At 35.9% G+C, this 13278-nt stretch carries 12 protein-coding genes and 1 riboswitch; all 12 genes read right to left on the reverse strand.

The annotated features are described in order from the left end of the window. Positions 1 to 100: 100 nt before the first annotated feature. Positions 101 to 284, reverse strand: a riboswitch (Lysine riboswitch). Positions 285 to 326: 42 nt separating this feature from the next. Next, positions 327 to 1103, reverse strand: a complete 777-nt coding sequence (gene yunB / locus FG384_RS16320) for a sporulation protein YunB (RefSeq protein WP_142643773.1) — start codon at positions 1101 to 1103, stop codon at positions 327 to 329. 45 nt (positions 1104 to 1148) lie between these two features. After that, positions 1149 to 2522 carry a bifunctional metallophosphatase/5'-nucleotidase gene (locus FG384_RS16325; RefSeq protein ID WP_142643774.1) on the reverse strand — a complete coding sequence of 458 codons (1374 nt, stop codon included), beginning with the start codon at positions 2520 to 2522 and terminating at the stop codon, positions 1149 to 1151. Between the two features lie 21 nt (positions 2523 to 2543). Beyond that, positions 2544 to 3362: a sulfite exporter TauE/SafE family protein gene (locus FG384_RS16330; RefSeq protein ID WP_142643775.1), complete on the reverse strand. Its 819-nt coding sequence runs from the start codon at positions 3360 to 3362 to the stop codon at positions 2544 to 2546. Further along, positions 3362 to 4213: a DUF72 domain-containing protein gene (locus tag FG384_RS16335; protein ID WP_142643776.1), complete on the reverse strand. Its 852-nt coding sequence runs from the start codon at positions 4211 to 4213 to the stop codon at positions 3362 to 3364. The genes FG384_RS16330 and FG384_RS16335 overlap by 1 nt, the downstream gene beginning before the upstream one ends. Positions 4214 to 5095: 882 nt before the next feature. Next, positions 5096 to 6493, reverse strand: a complete 1398-nt coding sequence (gene sufB, locus FG384_RS16340; protein WP_142643777.1) for a Fe-S cluster assembly protein SufB — start codon at positions 6491 to 6493, stop codon at positions 5096 to 5098. 21 nt (positions 6494 to 6514) lie between these two features. Beyond that, positions 6515 to 6952 (reverse strand): Fe-S cluster assembly sulfur transfer protein SufU, encoded by a 438-nt coding sequence (gene sufU / locus FG384_RS16345; protein ID WP_142643778.1) that lies wholly within the window; start codon positions 6950 to 6952, stop codon positions 6515 to 6517. Next, complete coding sequence (locus FG384_RS16350) at positions 6942 to 8171, reverse strand: cysteine desulfurase (protein ID WP_142643779.1); 1230 nt, start codon at positions 8169 to 8171, stop codon at positions 6942 to 6944. Before FG384_RS16350 ends, sufU begins: the two co-directional genes overlap by 11 nt. After that, positions 8171 to 9478 (reverse strand): Fe-S cluster assembly protein SufD, encoded by a 1308-nt coding sequence (gene sufD / locus FG384_RS16355; protein WP_142643780.1) that lies wholly within the window; start codon positions 9476 to 9478, stop codon positions 8171 to 8173. Before sufD ends, FG384_RS16350 begins: the two co-directional genes overlap by 1 nt. 18 nt (positions 9479 to 9496) lie before the next feature. Then, entirely contained in the window at positions 9497 to 10276 is a 780-nt protein-coding gene (sufC, locus tag FG384_RS16360) for a Fe-S cluster assembly ATPase SufC (protein ID WP_142643781.1), read from the reverse strand. A gap of 292 nt (positions 10277 to 10568) precedes the next feature. Next, a complete protein-coding gene (locus FG384_RS20525; RefSeq protein WP_476748479.1) occupies positions 10569 to 10724 on the reverse strand; it encodes a YuzK family famiily protein in 156 nt (51 codons plus the stop codon). A 104-nt stretch (positions 10725 to 10828) separates the two neighbouring features. Further along, positions 10829 to 11989: a dicarboxylate/amino acid:cation symporter gene (locus FG384_RS16365; RefSeq protein WP_142643782.1), complete on the reverse strand. Its 1161-nt coding sequence runs from the start codon at positions 11987 to 11989 to the stop codon at positions 10829 to 10831. A gap of 139 nt (positions 11990 to 12128) precedes the next feature. Beyond that, the gene (locus tag FG384_RS16370) at positions 12129 to 13085 is read right to left on the reverse strand and encodes a nuclease-related domain-containing protein (protein ID WP_142643783.1); all 957 of its coding nucleotides are present in this window, start codon (positions 13083 to 13085) and stop codon (positions 12129 to 12131) included. Between the last annotated feature and the right edge of the window lie 193 nt (positions 13086 to 13278).

The raw sequence follows: 13278 nt of genomic DNA on the forward strand, positions 1-13278 counted from the left end.
CCTCCTTTTGAGGTGGAGGCACAGAACATTAAACAAAAAGACCAACCAAAAAAATTATTGGCTGGCCTCTACTATTGAATTCAAGAATTAACTTTCATCCATACTCTGTAGCTCACCATTTATATGATTCCATATAAATGACAGTGTTATTCCTCTTCAAAATAACCCCAACTAAATGCGCCTGACAAACTGCATTTAATTTCGGCAAAGCTTCCTTTCGTATACGATCAACGTTGTCATCCTCACGTATAGTACTCTTAAGCAATGCAGCCTCTACCTATTAATTTTGCATCTATTACTTTAACATCAACTGCATCATATTGCAATCATCTTTGATTATTAGGTATTGGTGCGATTGGAACCTCAACAGATGGAGGATTTCCTTCCCCTTTTGTATAAATTTGTGGAACCTGACCTTGTATTAATCCCATTGCAACTGGAATCGTTTGCTCAACCGTACTCATCTTACTTGCTAAAGGCACTATAACTTGAACGTTTACTTTTATACGAATATTTATTTCTACAAAGGCATTATTAATACCAAATTCTTGTATATTTTGTTCGACCGTAGATTGTACATTTCCAATAACATGAAATCGAATCGGAATCTTAGGACCTAAGTTCCCGATTAATGGAATTTTAGCCGCCTGCCCAATCGGAACAAAAAATACGACACCACCTTGGTCTTCCATTGTTTGTTTATCATACTCAATGTCATCTAAATAGGGTAAGCTTGATAGATTCCCCTTTTCCGCTTGCTCTAAATGGGATTGTACTAAACTTTGGGTTTCAGACAAAACTCGATTAATAATTTCCGTGTTAAATTTTGTAGTCACCATATTATTTGCACTTTCAGATGGAACATGCTCGATTATGTCATTCACATCTAATACATTTGCAATTCTAGTATTAATCGATTTGCTAATAACCATCGACGCGATTTTATTTGTTTGAACTTCTGCATAATCTAGGTAGGTGGGTGTTAGTTGAGCATTAATCCAATAAAACAAACCTGCTACCGAAAGTAGAAAACAAGCTATAAAAATTGCAAGCTTGCGCTGTATACTCAAAAACTTGAATTGTTTCTTTTTACGATAGAACAAAAAAAAATCCCCCTAGTTACTAATATGTAACAGAAGGATTTTTTATCACTTGAATTTTGAAGTCTCTTGTAGCTTCCCATACCATTTCACAACATCACGTATAAACTCAGGCATATAATATTGTTTTTCAATAAATTTAAAGGAAGGAAAAAAATATCCAAACGTAAACATGTCTAAAGTGGCTAGTAAATATTTTTTATCAAGTTGAAGAAGGTCTCCTTGTATGTAGACGTCTCCATTTTCCTTCTCCAATAATTGCTCAAACTGCATTGCCCCTAAATATTTCCCTCTAAAACCTAATCCTTTTACTTCAAGAGATGGCCATTTTTCATTTTTGGATAACGTTACTGCCTCTAATAATTCTGCACCATTTAATGTTATAACACATGGATTAATTGGATGAGGTAAAAGTGAATGCAAATCGCTGCCAGTAATAACACCCTTCTGCAGATCCGTTAAAAAAATTCCTGCTGGGAACATAGCACAATCTGCTTTTGTAAATGTCAATAATGCTTTCCCAAAGAAATCAGATAAATTGGATCTATCAAACCAATTTTTCGTTAGTAAAGATGGATTTTGAAATACACTATATGCCATTTCATGCTTACCAAGCTGCTCCCATCTTTCCAGCTGTTCCATGTAATTTAAAGGTTGCTTCAACCTTTCGGTATTATAAAGAATCGCTTCCTTGGATGTTACAGTACGAGAAAAATGATCGTATTCCATTTTCACATGTCCTACATATGCCCCAAACTTCCCTGCAGCAGCTAGGAGCGTATTATTAAGTATTTTTCCATGTTCAAAGAAATGATGTGTATGCGCTCCAAAAATAACATCAATTTGTGGTATTTCTTGCGTAATTATCTCATCCTGTGATATTCCTAAGTGAGACAAACAAACAATAACATCCACTTTGTCTTGTATCAACGCGCACACTTCTTTTAAGCGCTGGATTGGTTGTTGAACATGCCAGCCTAATTTTTCATAATAAATACCAAAATCAGCTGTAGCAGCAACTATTCCAATTCGTATACCTGAAAGAGTTTCATGAATTTTAAAAGGAATTATCCAACTAGGAATATCACCATGTTGATCTGTAAAATTAGAAACAACGACTTCAAAATTTGCATTATGATAGAGAGTATCTAAGTCTTCATGACTTAATGTAATCCCTTCATTATTTCCAATTGTGACATAATGATAACCTGCATCATTTAATAAGCTGACATTCCCTTTTCCTAGCGTTCCTTCCGTAAAAATATTCGATCGATCAATATGATCACCGATATCAAAAATAATGTATGAATCATTATCTTCATGCATTTTTCGTTTTTCAGAGAGAAACTCATGAATAGCCGGCCAGTTTTCTAAATGACTATGCAGATCATTTGTATGATACATGTGAATAGTCTCTCTCATATTAAGTCCACCTTTTTTATATTACATTAGTCCAGCAATAATCGAACGAATTCCAAGAAGGAGCAAAATTATTCGTAGAGCAATTACTAGTGCATCGGAATTCAGTTTTTGATTTAATTTTGCACCAACCTTTGCTCCAATATATGCAGCAGGAATAACAGGTAATGTATATAACCAAGGAACATTTCCTAAAGAAACATGTGTAACAGAATTGACTATGGAAGATAGAAATACCATAAACATGGACGTTGCAACTGCAACATGTGGAGGAAATAAAAATAATAATATCATTGCAGGAACGATTATAGAACCTCCACCAATGCCAAACAGACCAGAAGCAAAACCAACAGCAAAAGTTAAAAGAAGCGCAAACCATATTGGAAAACCGTACACATATGTATCTTTACCATCTGTAAATGTTCTTTTCTTGCCATTTTCTACAAACCACTTTACTGGCTTTAATCGATTACGAACGAGCAATAAGGTAGATAAAATAATAAGCAAAATTCCAAAATATAAATTAAAAGATGGTAAATCCAGTCCTTTATTTACCCAAGCACCAAGTATAGTTCCTGGTATACTTCCTATGAAAAATATAAATCCACTTTTGAAATCTACTGTTTTCGTTTTCATATAAGAGAGTGTGGAAGAAAGACCCGTGAAAATCATCATTACGACAGATAGTCCAACCACACTTTGAGGTGTAATATTAGGAATTAGCCCTAGTGTTGTGCCAAAAAACAATACAGCTGGAACTAAAATAACTCCACCACCTAAACCAACTAATGCTCCGACCACCCCTGAGAAAAGTCCAGCGATTGCTAGTAGTACCCACTCCATCATATCCCTCCTTCAAATAAATCTAATTGTTTCGGAGCCAAACCTTCAAAGTCAATACGAAGCATTTGTTGAAAGGCTTTCGCATTTTTGGCGGCATGTCCTCCAGAATTATTATTAAATAATACCACTACATCTTCTGCTTGTTTATGTAATTGCTCGCTTACATTTTGAATTGCTGATAACTCTTCTTTATTGTAGTCATATAAGTAACGAACTTCTCGCCAATTCTCATTATTCCCTGGATTTAACCATCCATATGTATTTCTTCCATGCAAGCGGACAAGTACTTTTTCTGAAGTAGCAATTGGTATTAATGGCACACAACCTTCCCCTACTTGTGGCTCATCACAAACAGTGTGATGAAAATGATGACTCTTAAGGAAATTAATAGTTCCTTCTTTAAATGGTGAAGAGTACCATGATTGGTGGCGGAATTCAATTGCTACCTCGAAATCTTTCAATTCTTCCCTCACTCGAAGAATATATTCAACATTTCCTTTTTCACATCGAAACCATGGTGGAAATTGGACTAGCACCATCGATAGTTTTCCGTTCTCTTGTAAAGGTGCTATTGATTGCCGGTAAACTTCAAACATTTCTTCCTTAGAAGAAAACTGCGATTCTCCTCTTTGATGTCCAGTTATTTCTTGATACGCTTTTACTACAAATTGAAAATTATCTGGTGTTTCTTTTATCCACTTTTCTATATTTTTTTTGGATGGAATTGCATAAAACGAGCTATCCAATTCTACGATTGGAAAATGAGCACTATAGTCTTGTAGTCGCTCTTTTGCTGATGATACGTATAATTCTGGATGATCTCCCCAGCCTGTTAAACCGATTTTAATCATGTGTTCACCCCACTGTGTATACATTAGTATCATATCACTTAACAATATCTAACAACAGAAAAATGCAAAAAAGCGACCGAATAGAATTATTTATTTTTCATTAGATTAAGTTCCTTTTTGATTAAATTACAGAATATATTTTTATCTAGGATAGATATTCCGGACAGGTGTTTTTGGGTAAATTCATGCTTTTCATTTTTTTAAAATAATACCACCGTCTATACTAATAGATGGTGGTTTCAGCTTGTCGACATATGCATTTTTATAAATCAAAATGTATTAAGAACATAGTGATTATTGTGCTTTTCCTTTATCAATCGCTCCAGGCGGGCGCTTTCCGCGGGCTCGCGCCAAGCCTCCTCGGCTTTGCCTGTGGGGTCTTGGACTGTCTCGCTGTCCCGCAGGAGTCGCCGCCTTCCGCTTATTTTTAACTTCAATAAACAGAAAAGAGGACAATTAAAGCTTATCAATTTGATGAGATGGGATAGTCAATCGTTTATTTTTTTCAGATATTCCGAGAAACATTGATTGGATCACAGCATCTTCTGATTTCCACTTTCAACTTTTGAAAAATAGGCAGGGCCCGCCACGGAGACTCCTGTGGGAATAGCTTGAGCTGAAGACCCCGCAGGAACGGCAGTGACGAGGAGGCTGAAGCCAAGCCCACTGAAAGCGAAGTGGCGGGCCCTGCTGATTGGGACATAAAACCTCAAAACAACTGCTGACACGTATCTAGATATTACCGAAAAATAGAAGAAGACGAACTAAAAAAGTTCGCCTCCTACACTTCTAGAAAAATCAAGTCGGCACGAAATCGGCACGAATGATTTTCTTTTATTTTTTTGTAGCTGAAAACGTTGTTGCACCAACGTTCTTAGCTTATTATCCTATACTGCCTTCCATTTCGAACTTGATTAGACGGTTCATTTCAACCGCATATTCCATTGGAAGTTCTTTTGTAAATGGCTCGATGAAGCCCATTACGATCATTTCTGTTGCTTCTTCTTCACTAAGACCACGACTCATCAGGTAGAATAATTGCTCCTCTGATACTTTTGAAACTTTCGCTTCATGCTCAAGAGAAATATTATCATTCAAGATTTCGTTGTAAGGGATAGTATCTGAAGTAGACTGATTATCCATGATTAAAGTATCACATTCGATATTTGCACGAGCACCAGTAGCTTTGCGTCCGAAGTGTACAATACCACGATATGTTACTTTTCCACCTTGTTTCGAAATAGATTTAGAAACGATAGTAGAAGAAGTATTTGGTGCTAAGTGCATCATTTTCGCACCAGCATCTTGGTGTTGTCCTTTACCAGCTAATGCGATTGAAAGTGTCATACCACGAGCACCTTCACCTTTTAAAATAACAGCTGGATATTTCATCGTTAATTTCGATCCGATATTTCCGTCAATCCATTCCATTGTTGCGTTAGCATCACAAACAGCGCGTTTTGTAACTAAGTTATAAACGTTGTTTGCCCAGTTTTGGATAGTTGTATATCGGCAATATGCATCTTTTTTAATGATAATTTCAACAACAGCACTATGAAGTGAGTTAGTAGTGTAAACAGGAGCTGTACAACCTTCTACGTAGTGTACAGAAGCACCTTCATCCACAATAATAAGTGTACGCTCGAATTGACCCATATTTTCAGAGTTAATACGGAAGTACGCTTGTAGTGGTGTATCCACTTTCACACCTGGTGGTACATAAATAAATGATCCACCTGACCAAACTGCTGAGTTAAGCGCAGAGAATTTATTATCCGATGAAGGAATAACAGTTCCCCAATGCTTTTTGAAAATATCTTCATTTTCACGAAGAGCTGAATCTGTATCTTTAAATACAATACCTAAATCTTCAAGTTCTTGTTTCATGTTGTGGTAAACAACTTCTGATTCATATTGTGCAGATACACCTGCAAGGTATTTTTGTTCAGCTTCAGGAATACCAAGTTTATCAAACGTACGTTTAATTTCTTCTGGTACTTCATCCCATGATTTTTGAGTAGCTTCAGATGGTTTTACATAGTACGTAATTTCATCGAAGTTTAATGATCCTAAATCTCCACCCCATTGTGGCATTGGTTTAGAATAGAAAATTTCTAAAGCTTTTAAACGATAATCTAACATCCATTGTGGTTCATTTTTCATACGAGAAATTTCTTCTACGATCTCTTTCGTTAATCCACGTTTCGAACGGAAAATGGATACGTCTTTATCGTGGAAACCATATTTGTAATCACCAATTTCAGGCATTTTTTTTGCCATCGTATTTCCTCCGTTCTGATTTTATTTCTGTTCTTCTGAAACGCCTTTTTCCATAGCTTTCCACGCAAGTGTTGCACACTTAATACGTGCAGGAAACTTAGAAACGCCGTTTAATGCTTCAATATCCCCAAGGTCAATTGAGTCATCATATTCTTTCCCAAGCATCATATCTGAAAAGATTGTTGAAAGCTGAAGTGCTTCCTCTACTTTTTTTCCTTTTATTGCTTGTGTCATCATCGATGCAGAAGACATGGAAATGGAACAACCTTCTCCGTCGAACTTTGCGTTTTGTACTACCCCATCTTCCACTTGAAGTGTTAAATGAATGCGGTCTCCACAAGTTGGGTTGTTCATGTCAATTGTTAAAGCTCCATCCTCTATGCTACCTTTATTACGAGGATTTTTATAATGATCCATAATTACTTGTCGATATAGTTGATCTAAATTATTAGAAGACATCGTTAAAATACTCCTTTGCAGTACGCAATCCAGCAACAAGTCTGTCAATATCTTCTTCCGTATTGTAGAGATAAAAACTTGCTCTCGCAGTTGCCGTGCATTGTAACCATTTCATCAATGGCTGTGCACAATGATGACCTGCACGAACAGCAATACCGTTCATATCCAGTACAGTTGCTACATCATGAGGATGCACATCATTTAAGTTAAACGTTACTATTCCAGCTCGTTTAGATGGATCTACTGGCCCATAAATGGATAAACCTTCTATAGTAGACATTTTCTCCATCGCAAGAGCAGCAAGTTCATGCTCATGTTTTTCAATTTCATCTAATCCAATTTCTTCAAGGAAATCAATTGCAGCTGCAAGACCAATAGCTCCTGCAATGATTGGTGTTCCGCCTTCGAATTTCCAAGGAAGCTCTTTCCATGTAGATTCATACAAACCTACAAAGTCAATCATTTCCCCACCAAATTCGATTGGCTCCATTACTTCCAGCAATTCTTTCTTTCCATAAAGTACACCAATACCTGTAGGACCGCACATTTTGTGACCCGAAAAAGCTAGGAAATCACAATCTAAGTTTTGAACATCTAACTTTAAGTGTGGCGCAGCTTGAGCTCCGTCTACTACCATAATAGCTCCATGCTCATGCGCAATTTGTGTGATTTCTTTAATTGGGTTCATTGTACCTAATACGTTGGATACGTAAACAATAGATACGATTTTTGTTTTATCTGTAATAGTTGATCTAACCTGATCTAAAGACAACGTCCCGTCTTCTTCTAAGTCAATATATTTAAGTGTAGCGCCAGTTTCTTTCGCAAGTTGTTGCCAAGGAATAATATTTGAATGGTGCTCCATATGCGTAATAACAATTTCATCGCCTTCTTTTACATTTGCACGGCCGTAGCTTTGTGCAACTGTATTAAGAGAAGTTGTTGTCCCACGAGTAAAGATAACTTCTTGTGTAGATCTAGCATTAATGAATTTACGAACCTTTTCACGGGCTCCTTCATAGCTTTCAGTCGCACGGTTACCTAGTGTATGAACACCACGATGTACATTAGAGTTTTCAAATTCATAATATTTTTTAATGGCTTCAATTACTTGAACTGGCTTTTGTGAAGTAGCTCCACTGTCTAAATATACTAAAGGATAACCATTAATCTCTTGATTTAATATGGGAAAATGGCTTCGAATCTCTTTACTGAGCATTAGCGAACTTTCCTTTCAATAACCTCCGTCAGCTGTTTCTTCACGCCTTCGATTGGTAATTCATTAACTACAGGAGCAAGGAATCCATGGATTACTAGACGCTCTGCTTCTTTTTGTGGAATACCACGGCTCATTAAATAATACAACTGAAGTGGATCTACTCGGCCAACAGAAGCTGCATGGCCTGCTGTTACATCATCTTCATCGATTAATAGAATTGGGTTTGCATCCCCACGAGCTTTTTCACTCAACATAAGGACACGAGATTCTTGTTCTGCATTCGATTTAGTTGCACCGAATTCAATCTTCCCAATACCATTGAAAATAGAAGAAGCTTCATCTTTCATCACACCGTGTTTCAAGATTTGCCCTTCCGTATGTTTGCCCCAATGGATTACTTTTGTTGTAAAGTTTTGTTTTTGTTTTCCACGACCTACAACAACCATTTTGACATGACCTTCAGAATTATCCCCAACTAAATGAGTAACATTTTCAGAAATAGTATCGCTATCGTTCATCATGCCAAGAGCCCATTCAATGACCGCATCACGACTAGTTACACCACGGCGATTTACATACGTAGTAAATCCTTCAGCAAGAACATCAACTGTTCCAAACGTTACTTTCGCGTTGTCTTTTACAATTACTTCCGAAATGATGTTTGCTTGACCATTCGTTTTTTCAACAGTAGACAAGTAGTTTTCTACGTATGTTACAGAACTATTTTCATCTGCCACAAGTAATGTGTGATTGAATAAAGAAGCTGTTTCATTATCATGTAAATAAATAACTTGTACTGGCTCTTCTACTACTACATTTTTCGGTACGTAAACAAATACTCCCCCGTTTAAAAGTGCAGCATGAAGAGCAGTAAGCTTATGTTCGTTTACTTTTACGCCATCAGTCATAAAGTATTTTTGAACAAGATCACTATGTTCGCGAATTGCTGTGTAAATGTCTGTTAAAATGACACCTTTCGCTTTCAACTCTTCAGATAAAGAAACAAAAGCAGGTGTATTATTATGTTGAATATAAATATTTTTTTGTTCTTCTGTATTTACAAGTGCTTTTACTTCTTCAGGTAATTCCTCTAAAGATGTGTAAACATTGCTTTCTACAGTATGTGTAGGAAATTCTGTGAAATTCCAATTAGTAATTTTTGTTTTGTCTGGTGTTGGCATTGGAAGTGTTTCAAGCTCACCAAGTGCTTTTAGACGAAGATCCGTCATCCAGCTTGGTTCTTGTTTGCCTTCTGAAAAGGAGCGGATATCCTGCTCGGTTAATGCCAATTTCGTTTCAACCGTCATGCTGATTGGTCCCCTTTCTTATGCTTCTTGTCCAACTGTCTCGTCTTCAATTCCTAACTCATCTTTAATCCAGTCATATCCTTGTGCTTCTAGTTTTTGAGCAAGCTCAGGACCACCAGATTTAACTACACGTCCTTGCATCATTACATGTACATGATCAGGTGTAATGTAGTTTAGAAGTCGTTGGTAGTGAGTAATGACTAAGCTACCGAAACCTTCTCCACGCATTTCGTTGATTCCTTTTGATACAACTTTTAGTGCATCGATATCAAGACCTGAGTCAATTTCATCTAGAATAGCGAATTTTGGTTTTAACATCATTAATTGAAGAATTTCATTACGTTTTTTCTCTCCACCTGAGAATCCTTCATTTAAGTAACGTTGTGCCATGTCAACATCCATTTCTAAAAATTCCATTTTACTATCTAATTCACGGATGAACTTCATTAATGAAATTTCATCGCCTTCTTCGCGGCGAGCATTAATAGCCGAACGTAAGAAATCAGCGTTCGTTACTCCAGTAATTTCACTTGGGTATTGCATAGCTAAAAATAAACCAGCTTGTGCACGCTCGTCTACTTCCATTTCTAATACATTTTCTCCATCCAATTCAACCGAACCAGAAGTAACTTCATATTTAGGATGTCCCATAATAGCAGATGCTAAAGTAGATTTACCAGTACCATTAGGACCCATAACTGCATGAATTTCATTTGTATTAATAGTTAAATTAACACCTTTTAAAATCTCTTTACCGTCGATAGCAACGTGTAAATCCTTAATCACTAAAGTTGACATTTAATAACCTCCATTAAGTAACTATGAATGGGGAACCATTCTAATTTATTATCATTCTAATCTTAACCGAAAGTCTACTGCCTTGCAAATCTTTTGAAATACTTTCTCATTTGGAATATAAATCTATTAAAATTCATGATTTCTATTCACTTTCCTCTAATACTTTATGCATTGGAGGAATCGTCACTTATTTTCAATAAGAATACACTAATTGAGAATTGATTTCATTATGAACTATTTATTATCACCAAAAAATCCATGGGGATTTAGGATCTCCATGGATTTTTATATATTATCCGCTAAATATCTGTGAATCTATTTTCGCGACCAATCTTATACTTTTTTCATAATCTCTTTGTCTTCGCTGCTCTACTTTCATTCGCAACGTTTGACTGTTTCGTAATTCTACATAACCAAAACCATGAACACCTCTAAATGCATGGTCCATTTGTTCTGTATAAGGCAAGCCTTCTGAACTGATAATGAATCATTCCTTCCGATTTATATTGTTGTACATTTAACATATACCCGCTATATATCGGATGAAACATATTATTTTCCTTTTGAGAATTTGTCTACAATTATTGCAAGCGCTCCGTCCCCAGTTACATTAGTAGCTGTTCCAAAGCTATCTTGTGCAATGTAAAGTGCAATCATTAAACCTAACATTGCTCCATTGAAGCCTAGCATACTATCAAGTAATCCAATAGCAGCCATTACAGCACCGCCAGGAACACCTGGAGCTGCTATCATCGTAATACCAAGCATAAAAATAAACGGAATAAATGATGATAATAAAATATCCTGACCATTAATAAGCATTACTCCAATTGCACAAGAAACAATTGTAATTGTACTACCGGATAAATGGATTGTTGCAAACAACGGAACTGTAAAATCTGTAACTTTTTCAGAAGCTCCAGTTTGACGAGCTTGTCTCAACGTAACAGGAATCGTTGCAGCTGAAGATTGTGTACCAAGTGCTGTAAAATAAGCTGGAGACATTACTTTCAGAAGTTTCAACGGATTCTTCCCAGTTAAAGTTCCTGCTGTTGTATATTGCAATAAAAGCATGAATACATGAAGAATTATAATCAAAACGAACACAACACCAAAAACAGACAAAACTTTTGCAACTTGACCACCAAAAGTCATATTCATAAAAATACCAAAAATATGAATTGGCAATAAAGGGATTATTATATATGAAATAACTTTTTCAATAATAACACTGAATTCTTCAAAACCTTTTTTCAACACATCGCCTTTAAGAGCTGATATTCCAAGTCCCATAATAAATGAAAAAATAAGTGCACTCATAATATCTAACATTGGAGGCATTCCAATTTCAAATAATCCCCCAACTAAAAATTCCTCTGGATTTTCTAGCTCAATACTTCCTGTTCCACCGACCAACTTAGGTAATAAATTTGAAGCTACAAAATATGCAATAAACCCTGCTATTAAAGTGGAGAGATATGCAATTAAAGTTGATATCCCTAATAGCTTACCCGAACCTTTTCCTAGCTGTGCTATTCCAGGTACGATAAATGCAATAATAATTAGCGGAACTACAAATCCTAAAAATCCATTAAAAATACTATTAAATGTTGCCATGATTTCTACTATTACTTTTGGTACAACTAGTCCTAATAGAATCCCTAGCACAATTGCCAAAAAAATACGTGGCAATAAACCAAACTTCCCTTTCACCTTATGTCCTCCTTGTATGTACAAATGTATTTTCGAACATTAGTACACTTTAGCACACTCACTTATTAAAGTGAATACAATTATTAATATACATAATATTCTCAATTATAAGGGAGATCGATGAGTTGACTTGCTAACACTACCTATTAGGAAGGGGCATTTTATATTGTGTAGATTTATTCGAACCAGTTTTGTTTAAATGGAAGTTGGTTAAAATTCGATTTGCTTCGTGTCGATTGTTTAATTGCAGAAAATCTCTACATTCTTTATTGGTGATCGAATCTTTAAACAAGTGAAAATAGGTGTGGATTGCATGTTTGTAAGCGATAGGATCACTCTTCCTACATTTCGGGCAGATCCATGTCCGCGTTACTTTATACATACCAATAAAACCACATGTTAGACATTCCACACCACGGACAAGTTCATTTGGATTTATGGAAAAGTATTTCGTAAGAGGAAAATAATTAAATGGAGTAATCTTTTTCAATAGTACATCTTTAATTTTTTCAATATCTTCGCCAGTATGTGTGGGATTGGAATGTTGGAATTTTCGAAGGAAAGAACGGACTTCATTTCTATAAAGTATCTTCGCTTTATTAGTAGTAACTTTCACAAAACTATTTCGGGCTGCAAAAACGACAGCACCATAAATCTGAATGGGGATATTTTGATCGATGAAAAATTGGGAGAGTTGATACTTATATTCGTTCAACTGTATTGCCGGGCAAGCGTATTTATTTACTTCCCCCGTCTCTTTTTGTTGGACAAGCTGTGAAGGATTCTCTTGGAACTCTAACTCCCCAATAATATTTTTGACTTCCAAAATTATCGCACCAAAAGGAGTAATTAATAATATATCAAGTTCAAATGCACTCTCACCATGCAGGAGCACTTTATGAAACACCAAATATTCAAATGGCAACTGCATTTTCTCAAGCTCTCTAAATACAATTTCTTCACCAAAATCTCCTGCTTTTGTAATACGTATCTCAGTGGCTATTTTTGTGTAAAGCGGATGATTTGGAGGAAGTCTTTTCAATAAGGTCTCCATTGCCTCTAAATGACTAGATTTCTCATATCCTTTAACTATCAATTATTCATCACCTCAATATCAGAATAGCATGAATACTGAGGTAAATCTAATTGATTACTAATTTTAGAGTCAAGTCCTTATAATTGTGTAAAATGCTAATTACAAGTTTTCAATTGTTTTGTATCACAAACAGATTCTGTTCGAAGTATGAATTTGATTGGATTGGAAGGGGGTACCCCCTTCCAATCCAATC

Origin of the sequence: Psychrobacillus vulpis, assembly GCF_006861825.1 — a bacterium.
Taxonomy (GTDB): Bacteria; Bacillota; Bacilli; order Bacillales_A; family Planococcaceae; genus Psychrobacillus; species Psychrobacillus vulpis.

What these genes read in the sequence shown, in the direction of transcription:
- FG384_RS16325 (WP_142643774.1), bottom strand. Translation starts at nt 2,522, where the DNA reads ATGAGAGAGACTATTCACATGTATCATACAAATGATCTGCATAGTCAT.
- FG384_RS16330 (WP_142643775.1), bottom strand. Translation starts at nt 3,362, where the DNA reads ATGGAGTGGGTACTACTAGCAATCGCTGGACTTTTCTCAGGGGTGGTC.
- FG384_RS16335 (WP_142643776.1), bottom strand. Translation starts at nt 4,213, where the DNA reads ATGATTAAAATCGGTTTAACAGGCTGGGGAGATCATCCAGAATTATAC.
- sufB (WP_142643777.1), bottom strand. Translation starts at nt 6,493, where the DNA reads ATGGCAAAAAAAATGCCTGAAATTGGTGATTACAAATATGGTTTCCAC.
- sufU (WP_142643778.1), bottom strand. Translation starts at nt 6,952, where the DNA reads ATGTCTTCTAATAATTTAGATCAACTATATCGACAAGTAATTATGGAT.
- FG384_RS16350 (WP_142643779.1), bottom strand. Translation starts at nt 8,171, where the DNA reads ATGCTCAGTAAAGAGATTCGAAGCCATTTTCCCATATTAAATCAAGAG.
- sufD (WP_142643780.1), bottom strand. Translation starts at nt 9,478, where the DNA reads ATGACGGTTGAAACGAAATTGGCATTAACCGAGCAGGATATCCGCTCC.
- sufC (WP_142643781.1), bottom strand. Translation starts at nt 10,276, where the DNA reads ATGTCAACTTTAGTGATTAAGGATTTACACGTTGCTATCGACGGTAAA.
- FG384_RS20525 (WP_476748479.1), bottom strand. Translation starts at nt 10,724, where the DNA reads ATGGACCATGCATTTAGAGGTGTTCATGGTTTTGGTTATGTAGAATTA.